Here is a 19,657-nt window from a genome sequence, read left to right on the forward strand (position 1 = left end):
ATACTTCATACCACCGGCGTACAGCATCAGCAGTGCGTAGAAGGTGGCGATCAGCGCGAAGATCAGATCCTTTTTATGATCGCGTTTATCGGTTTCGTAGGTTTCGCCGGTCATGGCCAGTTTCAGCCCATAGGCACCCACCAACAGGTACGGGATCAGGGTTAGCGAGCTGGTCAGTTCGAGCGCCAGTTGGAAGGCGTAATCGCTAAACAGGGTCAGGATTAAGAACACCTGAATGGTGATGTTGGTCAGCCAGACGGCAGAAGAGGGCACCGCATTGCTGTTTTCGGTGGCGAACACCTTCGGCATACTCTTGCTTTTTGCGGCGGAAAACAGCACTTCTGCCGCCAGCAAAGACCAGGAGAGATAAGCGCCCAGTACCGAAACAATCAGGCCCACGCTGATGAAGATCGCCCCCCAGCGCCCAACGATAGCTTCCAACACGCCCGCCATCGAAGGTTGGCGTAACGCGGCCAGATCGGGACGGAGCAGCACGCCGTAAGACAGCATGGTGATCAGCACCAACAGGCACAGTACCCCGATGAACCCCAACACCGTGGCAATCCCCACGTGGCTGCGCTCTTTGGCATAGCGGGAATAGACGCTGGCACCTTCAATCCCCAGGAATACGAATACCGTTACCAGCATGGTGCTGCGCACCTGGCTGAACAGGGATTCAGGTTCCGCGGTCGGGACGATGGCGGCGGCGGCATGCCCTACATAGCCGTAGTCATTGAGATGGGAAAGATCGCCCACGCTTGCCAAGGAGGCAGCAGAGGCTGCGGTCTCTGGAGTTCCCCAGAAGTTGAGTGCAAATACGTCACTTTTGAAGGCAAAGATCAGCACAATGATAAAGATGAGGATCGGCAGAATTTTAGCGATGGTGGCAATGGTGTTGATAGCCGCAGCACTTTTAACCCCGCGCAGTACCAGAATATGGAATCCCCAAAGAATGACCGAGGCAAACAACACCGCGGGAATGGTATTGCCGTCGCCAAATATCGGGAAGAAGGCCCCCAGGGTAGATTTGATCAGCACAAAGTAAGAGACGTTACCAATACAGGTCCCGGCCCAGAAGCCAAGTGCAGAGGCAAATCCCAGATAATCACCGAATCCGGCTTTGGCATAAATAAACACGCCGGAATCGAGATCGGGTTTACGTTGCGCCAGCGTTTGAAACACAAAGGCCAGCATTAACATCCCACCGCCCGCAATACACCAGGCGATAATGGCACCAAATCCTCCCGTAGCACGCCCAAAGGTGGCCGGTAAAGAAAATATACCGGCCCCTATCATGGAGCCCACTACCAGTGCGGTGAGTGACCATAGGGACAGTTTATTCGTTGATGAGCTCGTCATGGTTTTCCTTACTGACACCGAGTCAAATAAAGTATTGCGTAATTAACGGATAACGTTACCAACCGACTTACGATTAAATCATAGTCATAACCGGCAAATTTTCCTGTCGCAAATAACTTTTTTCTTCAACATCAGCATTGTTGATTCCGAATGGGGGGAAATACTGTCGCCTGACGGAATAAAAAACCAAGCATGAGAATATTCTTGATTAACAATCCTTTAAAGCCACTAAAAATAATGATAATGCTTTACTTTGGCGGACTGGAACTCGCAGGTTCAATTGGGTTAGTTGTTTTTTAAATAAAATCAATAGCATAACAAAAGGTAACGGATTGTTGCTGGCTAGGGGAGCCAATGTGCTTTAAGCATAAAAACGCAGGTTGTATAAAAATAGTTAATATATCAAAGTCTGTCCATTGGCTTCTAGGAAAACTCTCATTACAGGGCTAGTCATTCGGATTATGGCTAAAGATGCGCGTTGTGCAGTGGGTGTTAATGTACTAAGATTATTTTTATAAAAAACAGCAGGGTGTGTCATATCAACCCGGTGATGGATGGAAAACCATGATCAACAGTGTCAGCCAGCAGGCATTAAAGAGTTTAAGTTGTTTTGCCGCCGTCACCTTCTTCTCGACCAGCCAAATGTGTGCTTTCGAGTGTTTCCTCCATGCGAATACCATGGGGATATTGTACTTTGTGTCTATTATTGCCAAACCGTTGTTTTTTATCATTATCGGTTATATGGATGAGGTAGAGAAACTCACCAGGCAGGAAATTATGGTGAAAATAAAATCCATTATCCTGATCATGATTTTCTGGAACATTGTTTCATCCTTGATAAAAACCCAATACATTCATCAGGGTTATATTTTACAAAATGGCATATTATTGAATATGGGGATCATCTACTTAATTTACCCTATTATCCTTAAGGGTATTAAGCATTTGAAAATCACTGCGGCCGTGTTTGCCGGGTTGGTTGCCGTTATTGCCCTGTTGGATATTTTCAGCCCGCTGGATACCCAAGACGATCCGCTGTTTATCTCCAGCTATTCGTTTATTTGGGTTTGGGGGGGCTACTACATTATTGGCCATGTGTTAGGGGAAGCACCAGGTCGCAGGTTCACCAAAAAAACTAGCGTGCTGTGGGCCGCCAGGTTGTTGGTGATCCCCATCGGTATCTCCATGTATTTCTACGAACTTTATCTATCAACCCATACCCAGATAAGCGTCGCCGGCTGGTTTGTGTTGGAGCACCTGCACCTGTTGGGCATGAGCCTGGCGCTGTTTATCCTGTTTGATAATATCGCCATCAAGAGCCGATTGCTTACCCGCGTCGTGGAGTTTATTAGCCCGGCGATGGTGGGCGTCTATATCGTTCACTACAGCGTGTTCTATTTCATTACTACGCTATATGACTTCAATGACGCCACGCTTAAATTTACCTTACTGGTCCTGGTTTTTGTCGCCTCGGTATTGGTTTCACGGTTGTTGCTACTCAACCGCTTTACGGCTCGGATTATCTCCTTCTGAGGGCGCTGCTACCGGGATATGGCGAATATTAAAACCGGTTATGCCAAGTGCCAGAGTGATCAGCGGTGCGGCAATATTAAAGATGGCAAACGGCATGTAGGCCATGGTCGAGACACCCAGTACCGCAGCCATATAAGCTCCGCAGGAGTTCCAGGGGATCAGCGGAGAGGTGACAATCCCGGCATCCGAAACGATGCGTGACAGGTTCTCTGGCGCCAGCCCTCGCTTGGCAAATTCGGCACGGTACAGCCGGGTGGGTAGCAGCAGCGCAATATACTGATCGCCCGCGGCAATATTCAGCCCAATTGCGGTAGCAACCACCGAGGTAAACAGCTTGCCCACGGTTCTGGCCCGCAGCAGCAGCGGCGTAACCAGTTTGTTCAGCAGGCCGAAGTCATCCACCATAATGCCGAACGTCACCGCGCCGATAATCAGCCAGATCGTAAACAACATACTGTCCATGCCGCCGCGTGACAGCAGGGCGTCGATCTGTTCAATACCTGAGTTCTCCTGGAAACCGGTCGCCATCGCCAGCCAGGCCGCCTTGATGGCCAACAGCGGGCTGGCAAGATCGGGCTCGACAATAAAGCGTTCGATCACCTGCGGTTGCATAAAGGACGTCATGATCCCCGCCATCAAGGCCGAGCACATGATGGCCAATGGGGCGGGCACCTTGGCTACCGATAAGGCCAACAGGAAAACCAGCGGCAACAGGTTCCACGGGGTGATGTGGAACAGTTCGTTAAAACGGGTCAGTTCGTTGTTGGTGATGGTGGCATCAAAGGCACTGTGCTGATTTAGCCCTAACAGAATAAAACCGATCAGGGCAATGACCGCCGCCGGAATGGTGGTCCAAAGCTGGGCGCGAATATGTTTATACAATTCGACGCCGTTGAGCTGAGCGGCCAATACGGTACTTTCAGACAGCGGCGAGATCTTGTCACCCACGTAAGCCCCGGAAATCACGGCTCCAGCCGTAATTTCTGGTGATATCCCCAGCATATTGGCCAGCCCAACCAACCCGACTCCCAAGGTGCCCGCCGTGGTCCAGGAGCTGCCAATACTTAAAGAGACGCCAACGCAGACCAAAAAGGCTATCGGATAGAACCAGTTGGGGGTGATCATGATAATGCCGTAATACACCATGGTAGGAATGGTGCCGGACATGTTCCAGGTACCAATCAGCGCCCCGACGGAGAACAGGATAAAAATGGCCCCCGAGATGGTGGCAATGCCTTTGCGGCCGGACTCGGAAACCTCCTCCCAGCTATGGCCATTCTTCAGGATGACCATAGCGGTGATCATGGTGCTGATGATGATGGCCACCTGCAAAGGACCGTTGACGGCTTCAAGCCCAAACAGAGCAACGGAAGATCCGACCAGCAAAATCAACGTGACTATCGGTAGTAGAGCATCCAGATAGCTTGGGGCTTTAACAGGGCGAGGAGTTTTAGCTGATTTGCTCATGGGCACGGCTCCACAGACAGTTAAGACAGGAGGGGTCAGGCAACGGCAATACCTGCGGTAGCTACTGAGGTAAGTATAGCCATGGGCGGTATAGGGCAATGATTATTTTCACTATTGCGGGTCAGCGTTGAAGCTCTGTAAACGTGCAACGATCTGCCGATCCAGTGGCAGACAGCGGAAATCGGTCATGATCTGCAGCTCTGCCGCCGAATTGAGGGTGGTAAGGTAGCTTTTTCGGAACTCGGTTGGCGTCATGCGGCAATATTTGTTAAAGGCAAAAATCAGCTGCTTATGGCCGCTGAAACCGCAGGTGTAGCTGATGTCGGTGATCGGGATGTTGGTGTCTTTCAGTAGCAGTTTGGCCTTATTAATTCTGATCATGGTCAGATATTCTTTAAAGTTGTAGCCGCTGATCTTTTTGAAGATACGGGAAAAGTGGTGATAGCTGACGCCAGCGTGTTCGGCAATGGTGGCCAGGTTGAGCTCATCGTCAAAATGTTGGTTGATAAACTCAATGCCGTATTTGACTGACTGTTGGTCTTTTTTCCTGACGCCAACCTGCTGTTGGTCCGCCTGGTTTGGCGCTGTGGTGGCAAGCGAGCCTAACAGGTGATAAATCAGGGCAATGCGGGTAAACGAGGGTTGTGCCGTAACCAGGTTATCGAGCAGGGCAATGACGGCGTTGCTAATCTGCTGCTCTGCTGCGCGGTCGCCCTGATTAAACATCAGCGGGGCCGGATGGGTTTCATCAAACAGATGGGGGGAAAACTGGATGGTCAGTAGTTGGCTGTTTGGGGCGCGAGCTTCAAGGGAATGAATTTCGTCCGGGTTGATATACAGCATGCTGCCCGCGCTGGCCAACGAGGTGGCATGGCCGAGGGTCACGGAAAACTCGCCGGACAGGATGCAGATCAGCTCAGGGGCCGAATGCCAATGGGGCTCGCAGTAGTAAACCTCGGCGGCGAAGACGTTGAGCTTTTCGGCGTCAAACGAGATCAGTTCATAGCCGCTGCCTTCATGGATCGCTGCTTGCGCCTGCCGATGGGATTGTGGCTTGGGTTGTCGCGTAACAGAGAAAGGAAACATCGGCTTATTTATCCCCTGAGGTTGGTGATGAAAATACGGGTGTGGGATCTTTCTCCCTCACCCTAATCCTCTCTCCAAGGAGAGGGGGACTGTCCGTGCTACAACTTTACGCTGTGCCCAGAGTTAAAATGCCGCAAATTGAATTACGTACTTATTTACATCACCGTACCGCTCCCTCTCCCTGCGGGAGAGGGAGCGGGGTGAGGGGTCACACGGCGGCAGGCTCCGCTAATGCAGCCTCCAACTCCTGCTGAGTAATATCAATAGCCAGGAACTCCGTCAGGGCGATAAACAGGCCGCAGAACAGATCCGGAGCTATCGCGATGAGCTTTTCGCGCATCAGCGCCTCCGGCAAGCCGTTCTTGCTGACCAATAACTTCACTACGCGGTCAAAAGCCGATGGGGTAGCGATCAGTTGCTGCAACGAATTGTCCACCTTTAGCGGTAAATAATAGGGCTTGACGCACAGCTTGACCACCGTGCTCAGCGCGATATCCCGCGAAGAACGTGCCACGTGAAGCTGATACTCGCCTGGATCGACCACCCAAGCGGCCATACCCGGATGGAAACAGGCAAAATCCGGCCATTCCAGCGTCATGGTCACCGTTTTGCTTTCGCCCGCCTCAAGATGCACTTTGGCGAAGGCTTTCAACGCCAGGACTTCGCGTGCCAGATCTCCCTGCGGTGCAGTCAGGTAAAGTTGCACGATCTCTTTACCGGCCCGATCGCCACGGTTGGTCACCTCAACGCTGACGGTTAAGGGCTGGCCCTCTTCAAGTTCCGTGACCGAAGTCGCCAGCTTGGCATAGCTAAACTGGCTATAGCTCAGGCCAAAACCGAACGGGAACTGCGGCGTCAGCTTACGTCGGTCGTAGTAGCGATAACCTAAGTACAGCCCTTCGCTGTAGTGATGGCGCAGGTTTTCCCCCGGGTAATCGAGCCATGCTGGAGTTTCTTCCAGCGTATTGGGCACCGTGACCGTCAGCTTGCCGCAGGGGTTGGCCCGGCCAAACAGAATATCCGCCACCGCCCGGCCCATGCCCTGGCCCGCAAAGAAGGTCTCCAGCAGGGCTTTGCAGTCTGACAGCCAAGGCATCACCACCGCATCGCTGTTAGCCAACACGACCACCACATTGGGTTGTCGTTTGGCTACGGCACGGATCAGCGCTTCATGGCTAGGCAAGATATTGAGATCCCGGCGATCGCCGTTTTCGCCATCCTCACCAATGGCGGTGCTGACGAACACCACCGCGACGTCCGCCTTGCTGGCTAGCTCAACCGCATGTGCCTGCGCTTGCGGGTCGACGTGATTATCATCCGGGGTGCCGATGGCATAGTCGATCAGGAAGTCGTTACCGGCCACCTCGAAAATTTCATCCAGCGGACGATCGAGCATGTAAGGCACGGTGGTAGCACAACCCGAGCCCTGGATCACTGGCTCCTGCGCCGGTTTACCCAATACGGCGATGGTGGTTTTCTTGCCGGCTAGCAGCGGCAGGATATTCCCTTCGTTTTTCAATAACACCATCGATTCGGCAGCCAACTGCTGTGCCAAGCGATGATGTTGCGGGTAATCGGCCTTGGTGCCCGGCTTGCGGTGCCGCTGCACCTTGTCGATCAGGGTTAACATCCGCAAGCAGGCAGTATCGAGAACCTCTGTAGGGATTTCACCGTGCTCGATCGCCTGCAACAGTTCCTGTTTATCACGCTGGGTTTCCGGCATCGCCAAATCGTTACCCGCCAGCAAAGAAGCGGGGCGGTCTTTGATGCCGTACCAGTCGGACATCACCAGTCCGTCATAGCGCCACTCATTGCGCAGCACCTCGGTCAGCAACCAGTGGTGTTGCGACGTTTGCACGCCATTGAGCCGGTTATAGGACGACATCACCGTCCAGGGGGTGGATTTGTCGATCGCCCGCTTGAATCCCGAGAGGTAAATCTCGCGCAGCGCCCGTTCTTCCACCACCGAATCCATTTCGGTACGGCGGTATTCCGAGTTGTTGGCGGCAAAGTGCTTCAGGCTGGCACCCACGCCACCGTCCTGCAGCCCATTGATCAGGGCTGCGGCCACGTCACCGCTGACCACCGGATCTTCCGAGTAATATTCATAGCCACGGCCAGCCAAAGGTGTGCGGCGAATATTGATCCCCGGGCCAAGCAGAATGCCGACGCCCATCTCCTGGCACTCTTTGGCCAACGCCTCGCCCATCTGGTACACCAGATCCACGTCCCAGCTACAGGCCAGGGTTGAACCATTCGGGAAGCAGGTGGCCGGCTTGGATTTGCTGAACAGCGCCTCAGAGCCGCCTTTTTGTTCTTCCTGCTCCACCTCGCCCGCGCTTTGGCCAATCACAGCCAGAAAATCGCTAATGTGCCAATTTTCCCCCTGTTCGATCTGGCTGGTGCTGTAACGGACGCCGTAGGTGCCATCCGTCATCACAATGTCGCTAATGCCATGCTGTGGGAAGCTGGCGGTACGCCATAAACCGCTACCGCTGAGCAGCGCCACTTTCTCTTCGGCAGTCATGGCGGCAATGATGGCGTGGAAATCTTTTTTCATAGGGATACCTGCTGGTTACTGCGCGCTAGCTTTGCGCAATTCAATGTCTTTGATGATATTCCGGTAGGTGTGCTCATCCAGCTTGTAGAAGAAGATAAACAGCATCCCCAGGGCAAACATCAGGCCAGGAAACAGCGTCATCATCATATTGATGCCGTTGAGCGCGTTGGCGCTGATATGCTCGGACGAGTAGTCAAAGTAATCGAGCATCAAGCCAGCACAGCCGCCGCCAATCGCCATGGCAATTTTGGTGATGAAATTAAAGAAGCCGTAAATGGCCCCTTCGGTACGTACGCCGTGTTTCCATTCGGCATACTCAACGGTATCGGCAATCATCGACCACATCGCGACAAAGCCCATCCCCAGGGTAATGCTGTACAGGCACACGCCGGTCATAATCAGGTAGGCGTTATCACCCGCCAGGAAGTATTGGAACAGCAAGCCGACAATCCCGATCAGCAGCCCCAACTGAACCATTTTCTTTTTGCCCATCAGGCTGATGATCTTTTCTGAGATCACCGTACCCGCCACATAGGCCGCAGATTGGATCATGAAGAACTTGGCGGTAAAGCTTTCATCTCCCAGGGTGTATTTGATGAAGTAGATAGCAATGGCCATCCATACCGTATAGGCGATATAGAAAAACACCGTGAACAGGGAAAGATGGATTAACGGTAGGTTGCCGGAAACGGCGGTGATCATCTCTTTAAGCGTGGGGGCCTTTTGATCTGGCAGGCTTTTTACCCGCTCTTTGGTCATACCAAAGCAGGCCAGGAAGAAGAAGGTGGCCAACAGGCTAAAGCAGCTGACGGCAAACACATAACCCATCTTCTGATCGGTGAACTGTGAGATCAGCAGGTCGGCGGTGGTCGAGACAATCAAGTAACCCACGATGGCCAACACAAAGCGGTAAACCGACAGTGAAGCCCGTGAGCCTTCGTGCTGGGTCAGCATATTGGTCATGGCAGAATAGGGCGTGTTGACCGCCGTGTAGGCCAGGCAATAGAGGGTGTAGGTGATCAGCGCGTAATAAAATTTATAGTCGCTGTCGAAGGTGCTGAAACACAGGACCGTCAAAATCCCCAAGGGCACCGCGCCGTACAGCAGGTAAGGGCGCAGCTTGCCGTGCCGGGTTTGAGTCTTATCAATAAAGTAACCGACAAAGATGTTAAAAATTGCATCCAGCACCCTGGCAATCACAAAGATCAGGCTCGCCTGTACCGCGCTGATGCCGTAAATATTGGTGTAAAAAAACAGTAAGAACAGGGAGACAAAGCCAAACGACAGGTTGGAGGCCAGATCGCCGAAGCCATAGCCAATCTTTTCCCGTACGCCGACCTTCACATAACTGTCTGAGACGATTTCTGTTGTTTTCATTCTGCTTACTCACTCAGGTTGATTCGCCTTGAGTATACCGAGAGCACCGAGGGTGGCTTGCCAGCGGTTGTTTATACAGTTCCTATTTTTTGCTCGCCCCGGGCTTTGTCACGGAGTTGTGAGAAAGCTCACAGGTATTGCTAAATTCGACCGCAAGGGCGCTGCATGCTGACATATGGCGTTTGGTGCACTTATAAGTTGCATTCCATGCGCCTTCCGCCATGTCATGGTTTGCCATACGCTGACTGACAAGTTAATTCAGGGATCAGTCAACCATGAAATCCACCGTACCAAATATCTTGCCCGCACCACCATCGGCCCTGCGCGGCGGGCTAATCAGCCTGGCCTTGCCAACGCTGCTCTCTTCTCTGGGCAGCAGCATCACCAACGTCAGCCTACCCACATTAGCGCAGGTGTTTGGTGCTTCGTTTCAAGATGTGCAGTGGGTGGTGATCGCTTATCTGCTGGCGATCACCACGCTGATTGTAGGCGTCGGACGGTTAGGGGATATCATCAGCCGTCGCACGCTATTACTGGCCGGACTCAGCCTGTTTATGCTCGCCTCGCTGGGTTGTGCTGTCGCTCCGACCATCTGGTGGCTGATTGCGGCACGTGTTGCGCAGGGGTTAGGGGGGACAGTGATGATGGCCATCACTCTGGCGCTAGTTGGCGAAACCATCAGCAAGGATAAGGTCGGACGGGCGATGGGGCTGCTCGGCACCTTATCCGCAGTGGGAACCGCGCTTGGCCCAACGCTGGGGGGCGTCTTGATTGCCGGGTTTGGCTGGCAGTCAATTTTCCTGATTAACCTGCCGCTGGGGGGCGTCGCGCTGTTTTGTGTTTATCGCTATCTCCCGCAAACCGATCCGCAGCAGGTAACGAAACAGGGGGGTTTTGATTTCGTCGGAATGGCCTTGCTCGGTTTGACGCTGGCACTATTTTCGCTTGCCATGACGTTAGGGCACGGCCATTTCGGCTCGCTCAATAGCCTATTGCTGTTGGGAACAGCCGTTGCGGCCTGCGCGTTCGTCTGGGTTGAGAAAAAAGTGGCAAGCCCGCTGGTCCAACTGGCCCTACTGCGTCAGCCAATCCTGAGCAGCGGCCTGCTAACCAATATGCTGGTGAGTACGGTGATCATGACGTCCTTCGTGGTAGGGCCGCTCTATCTTGCGCACGGGTTAGAGTTAGCGCCACAGCAGGTTGGCTTGGTAATGTCCGCCGGGCCGCTGATCGCCGCATTGGCGGGTGTGCCATCGGGATATCTGGTCGACCGCTTCGGCGCACCGCAGATGATTAGCCTGGGATTACTGGGAGTTTGCCTGGGGGCATCAGCTTTGTCGATGATTTCACCCACGCAGGGTGTTGTGGGCTATATCTTGCCGATCTGCCTGATCACCGCAGGCTATGCCTTGTTCCAGGCGGCCAACAACACGGCGGTGATCAAACAGGTTGGCATCGAGCGGCGTGGGGTGGCTTCTGGTCTGTTAAATTTGGCGCGCAACCTTGGCTTTATCATCGGGGCTTCCGCCATGGGGGGCATATTCGCTTTGGCCTCGGCAGCCAGCGATATACGGTTAGGGAGCGCGGCAGGTTTACAGCTGACCTATCTGGTAGCGGCCGTTTTAGCAGGGCTGGGGTTGTTGTTGGCGCTGTGGAGCCAGTTGTATCGCAAGGGGCAGTCTGCTACACAAGAGTGACGTTGTCACAGACGCGGCTACCCCCAACATCTCTTTCACAATGGCTCGTGGCCGAGCTACGATAATGTATCCAGCCCAGCCTAACTTTGAGGGATAAATGATGAACCAACCTATTGCCAGCGTGGCCTTGGAAAAGGCCTATCGCCTGCTTAATCATGGCCCAACGGTGTTGGTATCCGCCAGCCACGACGGTGTCAATGACGTGATGGCCGCCGCCTGGGCCTGTGCGCTGGACTTCTCGCCGCCGAAGCTGACGGTGGTGCTGGACAAGATGACCAAAACCCGTGAGCTGATCGAGCAGAGCGGGTGCTTTGTGATCCAGGTTCCCACTGCGGCCCAGCTACAACTGACCTATGAGGTTGGTAACCGCAGCCTGCATACCGATCCCGACAAACTGGCAAACTGTGGTGTTGAGCTGTTCAGTTTTGACGATCGACCACTGCCTTTTGTGGCCGGATGCTCTGCCTGGCTGGCGTGTCGGCTGATCTCTGAGCCCCATAATCAGCAGGCCCACGATTTGTTTATTGGCGAAGTGACCGGAGCCTGGTCCGATACGCGAGTGTTTAAAGATGGTCACTGGCATTTTGACTCAGCCGAACCTGCGCTGCGTAGCCTGCACTATATTGCCGGTGGGCAGTTCTATGCTATCGGTGAATCGCTGAAAGCGAAAACGGGGAGTTAAACTCTGGTGCGAGGTGGTAACCTCTCGCCATAAGACAGCAAATAGCTGATGCTGAATTATACTGAGTTCAAGGCGTTCGGCACGGGGTATGGCCATGAACTACACAATGCGCAGTGCTGGCTGGCTGCTGATTTATTTGTTTTTCATTGTTGCTCCGCTGTTTGCTCTATTACTGGGGGCTATGCCGCCCGCGAGGGATTTCTGGACCGAGTTTTCAGTTGCCTTAGGTTATGCCGGGCTGGCAATGATGGGGTTGCAGTTCGGTCTGACCGCTCGTTTCCGCTACGTGACCGAACCATTGGGCGAAGATGTTATCTACCATTTTCACCGTCGTATCTCGCTAATCGCCGTGGGGCTGGTGATTGCCCACCCGATTATCTTGTTTGTCGTCCGCCCCGAACTGCTGGCATTACTCAACTTTATTGAAGCCCCTTGGCGCGCCCGTTTTGCCGCGCTCTCAACCTATTCGCTGATTGCGTTGGTGGTCACCGCGCTTTGGCGCGTGCAATTGAATATCCGTTACGAAACCTGGCATCTTACTCATATCATCCTGGCGCTGATCGCGCTTGGGGCAGGGATCCTGCATATGATTGGCTGGAGTTTCTATCTGGACGATCCTTGGAAACGTGGGTTGTGGATTGCGCTGATCGCTTTTTGGCTCGCCTTGTTGCTGTATGTGCGGATCATCAAACCCCTGTTTATGCTACGCAAGCCTTATCGGATTGCGGCAGTCCGCCAGGAACGGGGAGATACCACCACGTTGCTGATGCAGCCGGAAGGGCATCCAGGCTTTCGCTTTTCACCCGGTCAGTTTGGTTGGCTGACCGTCTGGGGTAGCCCATTCAGCCTTACGGGCCACCCGTTCTCATTCTCCTCCAGTGCCAAAGTTGCGGATGGACAGGTCGAGATGTCCATTCGTAATCTGGGTGATTTCACCAGCACTATTGCTACATTGCAGGTTGGGCAACGCGTCTATCTTGACGGCCCCTATGGCGCGTTCACACTGGGCAAACAGGCCGATCTGCGCGTGCTGATTGCTGGCGGTGTGGGCATTACGCCGATGATAAGCATGATCCGCACGCTGGCCGATCGTGGCGATCGCCAACCGTTGATGCTGATTTATGGCAGCAAAGACTGGGAGTCGGTCACCTTTCGTGAGGAACTGGCCGCCTTGGAACAAAGAGTGAACCTGAAAGTTGTCCATGTGTTGACGCAGCCTCCAGAGGACTGGCCTGGTGAGCGGGGCTTTATCACTGCGGAACTGTTCAAACGCCATCTGCCACCCGATTATGCCGAACATGAGTACTTTATTTGTGGTCCGTCATGATGGACGTCATAGAGCAGACGCTGGTCGATTTGCACGTGCCGATGTCGCGCTACCATTGCGAGCGTTATAACTTTGCCTGAGGAGAGAGCCGATGCGCCGTCTGTTTGCCGATCGCCTGGCCATTGCCACCATCGTCGTTGTGATCCTGCTAGCCCTGCTGTTTGCTTATTTGCGGGTCAGTTAACCGGCGAATCGTCGCGATCCCGCCACGCAGAGGATAATCCCCAACGTAGTGGCCAACATCAGCAGGCTGACGGGTTCATGCAGTAAGCCTGCCGCCAGCGCCAGGCCAAAAAAGGGCTGCAGCAATTGCAGTTGGCCGACGCTGGCAATACCACCCTGGGCCAGGCCCCGATACCAAAAGATAAAACCAATCAACATGCTGAACAGCGAAACGTAGGCCAGGCTTATCCAGGCTGGCAGGCGGATAGCCTCCAGGGATGAAGGCATCAGCAGCAGTGAAGTCACCAGCATCACGGGTAATGCCAGCAGCAGCGCCCAACAGATCACCTGCCAGCCCCCTAACTCCCGCGACAGTTTTGCCCCTTCGGCGTAGCCCAACCCGCAAACCACCACCGCCGCCAGCATTAACGAATCCCCGACCAGCGAAGCGGAAACACCCTGAACAAACGCAAAACTCATCACCAACAGGCTGCCGATAATGGAAAACAGCCAGAAAGCCGGGTGAGGGCGCTCGCCACCCCGTAACACACCAAATATCGCGGTAGCTAACGGCAGCAGGCCAAGAAAGACGATGGAATGGGCTGAGGTGACATGCTGAAGCGCCAACGCGGTCAACAGTGGGAAACCCACCACCACGCCCAACGCAACGATCACCAGAGAGAATAGCTGATCGCCTCGTGGCCGTTGTTGCTTAAACAGCCCTAACAGCAGGAGAGCGATCAAGCCAGCGATAGAAGCACGAGCGACGGTAAGAAATAGAGGATCAAAACTGAGCACGGCGACTCTGGTGGCGGGGAGTGAACCGCTGAAGATCACCATGCCCAGAAAGCCGTTGAGCCAGCCGCTGGTGCTATTTACCTCGTTCTTCACCTGCATGTGACACCCTTATTTTCGACGTTGGAAGATTGTGGATCGGCATGTTATGCCGCAAAATAATGACAATCAAAAAATTGTCATGGATACAAGTTGCTATGGCGCGTGCTCGTTACAAATCGCTGGTCGATAGCTTTGCCGCTGATATTCGCGCAGGGCGTCTTATACCAGGGACCCGTTTACCCACCCATCGCCAGCTTGCCGCCCAGGAACGTATGTCGTTGGTCACTGCCTCAAGGGTGTATGCGGAACTTGAAGCGATGGGGTTAGTCAGCGGGGAGGCGGGCCGGGGAACCTTTGTTCGGGAGATTTCGCTGCCGCCGGGCTTGGGCATCGATCAGCAGGCCGTCGCCACGGACATGCTCGATCTGAACTTCAATTACCCAACGCTAGCGTCACAAAGCGAACTGCTGAGGGCTGCTTTACGCCAGTTGGCTTCCTCCGGCGATCTGGACGCATTGCTACGCTATCAGCCCCATGCAGGCCGGCCACACGAGCGGGCGATCGTAGCCAGACATCTGAACCACCGTGGCTTAAACCTGGCGGCAGAGAACATTTTACTGGTTAATGGCGCTCAACAAGGGTTAGCCGTCACCGTGATGGGGCTGTTGCAACCGGGCGACGTGGTCGCGGTTGATGCCCTGACCTACCCGGGTTTTAAAATCCTGGCCGAGAGCTACCATCTTGAGCTGGTCGCCATTCCCGCGTTAAGTGACGGCCCTGATTTGGCTGAACTTGAACGGCTATGCCAGCGCCGACAGGTGCGGGCCGTTTACTGCATGCCAACGCTGCATAATCCACTTGGCTGGGTGATGAGCGAGCCACAGAGGCATCGGTTGGTGGCGCTGGCGCGCGAGCATGGGCTGCTAATCATTGAGGATGCCGCCTACGCCTATCTGGCAGAGAAACCGCCATTGCCGTTAGCGAGTCTCGCCCCAGAATCCACGGTATATATCTCCGGTTTTTCCAAGAATGTTGCGACCGGGTTGCGTGTTGGCATAGTGGCCGCCCCGGAAAAATGGACCCCCGCATTGGAACGAGCCATCAGGGCAACCACTTGGAATACCCCGGCGATCATGACCGCGATCCTGTGTGAGTGGATCGAAGACGGCACCGTTATGCGGCTAGAAGACGAAAAACGCCAAGATGCCCGGTTACGTCAGTCAATCGCTCGTGAAGCACTGAGCGAGCTGAACTATATTGGCCACCCTGATTCGTATTTTCTGTGGTTACCCTTGCCAGAGGAGGTTAGGGCGGATCGCATCGCGGCCGCCCTGCTAAAAGAGCGTATTTCGCTCTCTACCGCAGAACCTTTTGCTACCTCGGTTCATGTACCACATGCCCTGCGTTTGGCGTTGGGTTCGCTGCCGCTGCCCACCCTGCGTGAGGCATTAACAACGGTTAAGCGGGTCATACAGTTGCACTGTTATCTTTAAGAGGGGCCGTGGGCGCAGCATGTGTGCACATCGCTTTGTCATCAATCTGACCGCATGGCGTTTTTCCCAAATTCCATGTGGTCCCCCTATTCATAGCCTAAATATCTGATAACTTAATCCCACGCGTTATTTTATGGATAATTGATCCCCAGGGAGACAGCGGTGCGTCATTTCGAATTCAAAGATGATAAATCAAACAAATTTTGGCAAATCGAGCAGTCGGACAGTGATTTAAACCTGCGCTGGGGCAAGATTGGTACGCAAGGGCAAAGCCAGACCAAGAGTTTTGATAACGAAGCCAAGGCCTCGGCTGCCATGACCAAGCTGGTGAAGGAAAAAACCGGCAAAGGCTACGTTGAAATTGCCGTTGATGAAAACGCCACCATTGGCGCCACGGCGCCACAACCGAAGGCCGAACCAGCAGAAAAACCCCGCGCTGAGCCAATAAGCGATACCCCAGCGGAAAGTACGCCTCAGGTCTCTGCTGCCACCATACTCTCGCAATCCGTTATCTCTTCGGACATCGCCAAACCTGCTGGCGAAACACCACCGTGGCTAGCCAATGGTGAACCGATTTCCTTACCGAAGAATTTAAGCGTTCAGGCATTGGCCAACCGAGCCCATCCGGGCGAAAAGCCGGAGCTAAACGCTAAGCAGAGCTGGATCAAGCTTCGCAACCACCTCTATAAAAGTGACGATTTTCAGACTGACTTTGACTCCTCGTCTGCGGAGTTGCGCCAGACTTATGTTGCAAGCTGGCAACGGTTGGCCGATCAACAGATGGACGGCACCATTGAGTCAGATGCGGTGTTGTTTGCCCTTGCATGCAATGCCGGTACCAACCGTTATTACGGCGACAACAAGACAGATATTACCGACTTTTTAGTGGCCAGAAAGGGATTGCCGTACGCGATTGATGTGCTGCTACTGGCGCAAGGGATCTGTGTTGAATCAAACTGGGATAGTGATGCGCAAAAGCACAGTTACTACCTCAATACGGATATCGCAGATCCGCTAAGCGGCTCGTGGATGTCTCCCTATAGCTGCGCTGAGCTGCATTTTCGTAAGTATCTGGCTTGTGCCGATGAGGCCGAATGGCAGATTTGCGTGACTAAACTGCTCGCAGGCTTGCCGCAGCTGCACGTTAGCCGCCAGCCGTTGATTGCCTTGTTATTGCCTGAACGCCCAGATATCGCGAACCGGTTAGCCGGTGAGTTGCTCCAACAGGGGGATAGTGACGTCACGCCATGGCTACAGTTGGTCGCCACCGACGAGGCTGTCCTGAAGTCGTTAGGAGCAATGAGCCGTTCTGTGTATCGTCACGCTGCATTCCTTAACTGTGAATTTAGTATCGCTACGCTGATTGCAGAGCGCGGCGTTAACGCGGTGCCAATTCTGGCCTACCAGCCGGAAATCACCCTTACCGGTGATGCTCTGGCCTGTATTGGCACGCCTGCGGCAATAACCGCTCTGGCGCAGGTCTCCGGTCAGGGTAAAGCGTTTCTGGCGCGGTTTATCGACGCCGCGCACCGCTGGCCGCTGGCATCGATCCCGGCGCTTGCCGAGCTGTTGGCCTCTAACAACAAAGACAGCGGCATGTTGAGCGCTTGCTTAAGCAATCTGCTGTTGGCCAATCCTGAACAAGTGGCCAAGTTACTGCCCTGGATGAGCGGGGCCGCGCAAACTCAGGTGCAAGACTTGATTGCCCGCGTATCTGGCCCGGTTGAATTAGCCGATGAGGCTGATTTACCCCTGGTGCTGGTCAGCCCACCTTGGCTACAGAAAAAGAAAAAACGCGAAGCGGCAGCCCTGGCACTTGAGCCTCAGGTGCTGGCACCGGTACTCGATTTAACCGATGAAGAGAAAAAACAGTGGTTAGCGCTGAATGGGTGGGAAGAAAAACGCTATCAGGCTGCCGCAAAAAATATGAACACGCTGGCCAATGAGCTGGGTTTTCAGATCTATCAATCAGGTAACAGAAAGAGCCAGAACGAAACGGCGGCCATTGCCATCAGAAACCGGGATACGCAGGGGCTGATTGACGCCTGGAAGGCTCAGCTTGCGCAGACCAGTTGGTCAAACTTTAGTCTGCGCTTTACCTCCCTGTTGCCCGATGAGATGGCGCTGGCCTTATGGAACAGTTTGTCTACTCATCAATGCAGCGGTGAGGGGTATATGGTGGCCAAGTTTGGCGAAGCGGCTCTACCTGGCCTGATCAACGCGGTGCGCTCTCGTCCAACGGAACTGACCACTATCTGGGGCCACGTGGGGGCCTGCGAATTGGCTCCGCTTATCGCCCGTGCCTACCTCAAGCTGAAAACGCTGCGTAGTGAAGCCCAGCAATGGCTGTGCAAATATCCGCACCACAGCGCTATCGGCCTGATCCCTGCGGCCTTAGGCAAAAAAGGGGAAGCCAAAGATTGCGCGACCTCGGCGTTACGGATGCTGGCAACGCAGGGGCACGAAGCGTTGATTATGCAAACCGGTGAAGCTTACGGCAATCCAGAGGTGATCGAAGCACTGCGCGCTATGCTGGATGAAGATCCGCTCGATCGCTTCCCAAGTAAAATCAGCAAATCGCCGGACTTCTATCAACCCGCAGGTTGGCGTCGTCCGTTACTCAAGTCCAGTAACAAAGCCTTACCGGACAGTGCGCTGGAACACTTGGGTACTATGCTGCGCTTCCCGGTCAGTGAGGGGCTGTATGAAGGGATCAATCAGGTTAGACAGGCCTGTGATCCAGACTCACTGGCGGACTTTGCCTGGGATATGTTCTCGGCATGGTTATTTGCTGCCGCGCCATCCAAAGAGGGTTGGGCATTTATGTCTCTGGGCCTGTTTGGTACCGACGATACTGCACGTAAGCTCACGCCGTTTATTCGTGCCTGGCCGGGAGAGGCTCAGCACCAGCGGGCGGTTAACGGCCTTGAAGTGTTGAATCAGATCGGATCTGACGTGGCACTGATGCTGCTGAACGGCATCGCGCAGAAGGTCAAATTTAAAGGCTTGCAGGACCGGGCGCGGGAAAAGATTGCGGCCATTGCCGAAGCCCGCGAGTTAACCATTGAGGAGTTGGAAGACCGTTTAGCGCCGGATTTAGGGCTGGATGAAAACGGCTCGCTGCGGCTGGATTTTGGCGATCGCCAGTTTACCGTCAGCTTCGATGAAACGCTGAAACCGTTCGTGCGCGATATGGATGGCACCCGCCTGAAAGATCTGCCGAAGCCGAAAAAGACCGACAATCAGGAACTGGCCAACGAAGCGGTGAACATCTTCAAGCTGCTGAAAAAAGGTGCCCGCACCGTGGCCGCCCAGCAAGTTGTGCGCCTGGAAATTGCCATGTGCCAGCGCCGCCGCTGGACACCTGAGCTGTTCGAGCTGTTTTTGGTACGCCATCCGCTGGTACGCCACTTGGTGCAACGCCTGGCGTGGGGCGTGTATCTGGTGGACGACGCATCGACTCACGGCGGCAAATTGCTGGACTGTTTCCGCGTTGCCGAAGACGGCAGCCTGACCACAGCAGAAGATGACGAATACACCTTGCCACAGGGCGATAACGTACGCATTGGTATTCCGCACGCGCTAGAGTTGCCTGAGCACCAGGCGGCAGGCTTCGGCCAACTGTTTGCCGATTATGAACTGTTGCAACCGTTCGTGCAGTTGGGCCGCGATACCTATAGCTTGACCGAACAAGAGCGGGCAAGCCGTGAGCTGCTGCGCTGGAAAGGGGCCGTAGTCCCTACTGGCCGTATTCTTGGGCTGGCGAACAAAGGCTGGCGCCGTGGTGATGCCCAGGACGGCGGCGCGATCATGGACTTCATCAAACCCATCGATCGCCAGTTGGGGTTTAGCCTGTCGTTTGAACCTTGCATTATCGTGGGCATGGTCGATGAATACCCTGAACAGACGCTGGAGACGGTGGTGATCGACGACGGCCAGTATTACTGGCAGCGAACCGAAGAACGCAAACCATTCACCCTTGTGGATGACATCGTCATCAGCGAACTGATCCGCGATATGGAAGCCCTGCGCGCCTAAGCTTGCCTTGATCCCGACACATGTCGGGATCGTACCGCC

12 protein-coding genes are annotated in these 19,657 nt (G+C 54.3%); 6 read left to right on the top strand and 6 right to left on the bottom strand.

Features of this window, described 5'->3' with window-relative positions:
- Nucleotides 1–1,359, bottom strand: a 1,359-nt coding sequence (locus A6U95_RS14265; protein ID WP_065684917.1) for an amino acid permease, incomplete at its 3' end; no start/stop codon positions are given.
- Nucleotides 1,360–1,923: 564 nt separating this feature from the next.
- Here A6U95_RS14265 and A6U95_RS14270 point away from each other — a divergent pair.
- Entirely contained in the window at nucleotides 1,924–2,892 is a 969-nt protein-coding gene (locus A6U95_RS14270) for an acyltransferase family protein (RefSeq protein WP_083196372.1), read from the top strand.
- Here the strand turns inward: A6U95_RS14270 and A6U95_RS14275 are convergent.
- From A6U95_RS14275 to A6U95_RS14290, 4 genes are all read right to left on the bottom strand, one after another.
- Nucleotides 2,854–4,359, bottom strand: coding sequence for a Na+/H+ antiporter NhaC family protein (locus tag A6U95_RS14275; protein WP_065684918.1), 1,506 nt, complete (start codon nucleotides 4,357–4,359; stop codon nucleotides 2,854–2,856). The two genes, A6U95_RS14270 and A6U95_RS14275, sit on opposite strands and share 39 nt — an antisense overlap.
- Before the next feature lie 111 nt (nucleotides 4,360–4,470).
- Nucleotides 4,471–5,445: an AraC family transcriptional regulator gene (locus tag A6U95_RS14280; protein WP_065684919.1), complete on the bottom strand. Its 975-nt coding sequence runs from the start codon at nucleotides 5,443–5,445 to the stop codon at nucleotides 4,471–4,473.
- 208 nt (nucleotides 5,446–5,653) lie between these two features.
- The gene (locus A6U95_RS14285; RefSeq protein ID WP_065684920.1) at nucleotides 5,654–8,005 is read right to left on the bottom strand and encodes a glycoside hydrolase family 3 C-terminal domain-containing protein; all 2,352 of its coding nucleotides are present in this window, start codon (nucleotides 8,003–8,005) and stop codon (nucleotides 5,654–5,656) included.
- Between the two features lie 15 nt (nucleotides 8,006–8,020).
- Complete coding sequence (locus A6U95_RS14290) at nucleotides 8,021–9,382, bottom strand: MFS transporter (protein ID WP_065684921.1); 1,362 nt, start codon at nucleotides 9,380–9,382, stop codon at nucleotides 8,021–8,023.
- Nucleotides 9,383–9,657: 275 nt separating this feature from the next.
- Between A6U95_RS14290 and A6U95_RS14295 the strand changes: the two genes are divergently transcribed.
- The 3 genes from A6U95_RS14295 (at nucleotide 9,658) to A6U95_RS14305 (ending at nucleotide 13,088) form a co-directional block, all read left to right on the top strand.
- Complete coding sequence (locus tag A6U95_RS14295; RefSeq protein WP_065684922.1) at nucleotides 9,658–11,079, top strand: MFS transporter; 1,422 nt, start codon at nucleotides 9,658–9,660, stop codon at nucleotides 11,077–11,079.
- Between the two features lie 100 nt (nucleotides 11,080–11,179).
- Complete coding sequence (locus tag A6U95_RS14300; protein WP_065684923.1) at nucleotides 11,180–11,761, top strand: flavin reductase family protein; 582 nt, start codon at nucleotides 11,180–11,182, stop codon at nucleotides 11,759–11,761.
- A gap of 94 nt (nucleotides 11,762–11,855) precedes the next feature.
- Nucleotides 11,856–13,088 (top strand): ferric reductase-like transmembrane domain-containing protein, encoded by a 1,233-nt coding sequence (locus A6U95_RS14305; RefSeq protein WP_241810659.1) that lies wholly within the window; start codon nucleotides 11,856–11,858, stop codon nucleotides 13,086–13,088.
- A gap of 180 nt (nucleotides 13,089–13,268) precedes the next feature.
- Here the strand turns inward: A6U95_RS14305 and A6U95_RS14310 are convergent, their stop codons facing one another.
- On the bottom strand, nucleotides 13,269–14,147 hold the full coding sequence (locus tag A6U95_RS14310; RefSeq protein ID WP_065684924.1) for a DMT family transporter: 879 nt from the start codon (nucleotides 14,145–14,147) through the stop codon (nucleotides 13,269–13,271).
- Between the two features lie 95 nt (nucleotides 14,148–14,242).
- On the opposite strand from A6U95_RS14310, the gene A6U95_RS14315 reads away from it, so the two are divergent.
- Together A6U95_RS14315 and A6U95_RS14320 are read left to right on the top strand one after the other, a co-directional pair.
- The gene (locus A6U95_RS14315) at nucleotides 14,243–15,580 is read left to right on the top strand and encodes a PLP-dependent aminotransferase family protein (protein WP_065684925.1); all 1,338 of its coding nucleotides are present in this window, start codon (nucleotides 14,243–14,245) and stop codon (nucleotides 15,578–15,580) included.
- A gap of 162 nt (nucleotides 15,581–15,742) precedes the next feature.
- On the top strand, nucleotides 15,743–19,618 hold the full coding sequence (locus A6U95_RS14320) for a WGR and DUF4132 domain-containing protein (protein ID WP_065684926.1): 3,876 nt from the start codon (nucleotides 15,743–15,745) through the stop codon (nucleotides 19,616–19,618).
- Nucleotides 19,619–19,657: the final 39 nt, after the last annotated feature.

Source organism: Serratia sp. 14-2641 (genome assembly GCF_001692375.1).
In the GTDB taxonomy this organism is placed as follows: domain Bacteria; phylum Pseudomonadota; class Gammaproteobacteria; order Enterobacterales; family Enterobacteriaceae; genus Chania; species Chania fonticola_C.

Coding starts and splice junctions, on each gene's coding strand:
- A6U95_RS14270 (WP_083196372.1), top strand. CDS start 1,924: ATGATCAACAGTGTCAGCCAGCAGGCATTAAAGAGTTTAAGTTGTTTT.
- A6U95_RS14275 (WP_065684918.1), bottom strand. CDS start 4,359: ATGAGCAAATCAGCTAAAACTCCTCGCCCTGTTAAAGCCCCAAGCTAT.
- A6U95_RS14280 (WP_065684919.1), bottom strand. CDS start 5,445: ATGTTTCCTTTCTCTGTTACGCGACAACCCAAGCCACAATCCCATCGG.
- A6U95_RS14285 (WP_065684920.1), bottom strand. CDS start 8,005: ATGAAAAAAGATTTCCACGCCATCATTGCCGCCATGACTGCCGAAGAG.
- A6U95_RS14290 (WP_065684921.1), bottom strand. CDS start 9,382: ATGAAAACAACAGAAATCGTCTCAGACAGTTATGTGAAGGTCGGCGTA.
- A6U95_RS14295 (WP_065684922.1), top strand. CDS start 9,658: ATGAAATCCACCGTACCAAATATCTTGCCCGCACCACCATCGGCCCTG.
- A6U95_RS14300 (WP_065684923.1), top strand. CDS start 11,180: ATGAACCAACCTATTGCCAGCGTGGCCTTGGAAAAGGCCTATCGCCTG.
- A6U95_RS14305 (WP_241810659.1), top strand. CDS start 11,856: ATGAACTACACAATGCGCAGTGCTGGCTGGCTGCTGATTTATTTGTTT.
- A6U95_RS14310 (WP_065684924.1), bottom strand. CDS start 14,147: ATGCAGGTGAAGAACGAGGTAAATAGCACCAGCGGCTGGCTCAACGGC.
- A6U95_RS14315 (WP_065684925.1), top strand. CDS start 14,243: ATGGCGCGTGCTCGTTACAAATCGCTGGTCGATAGCTTTGCCGCTGAT.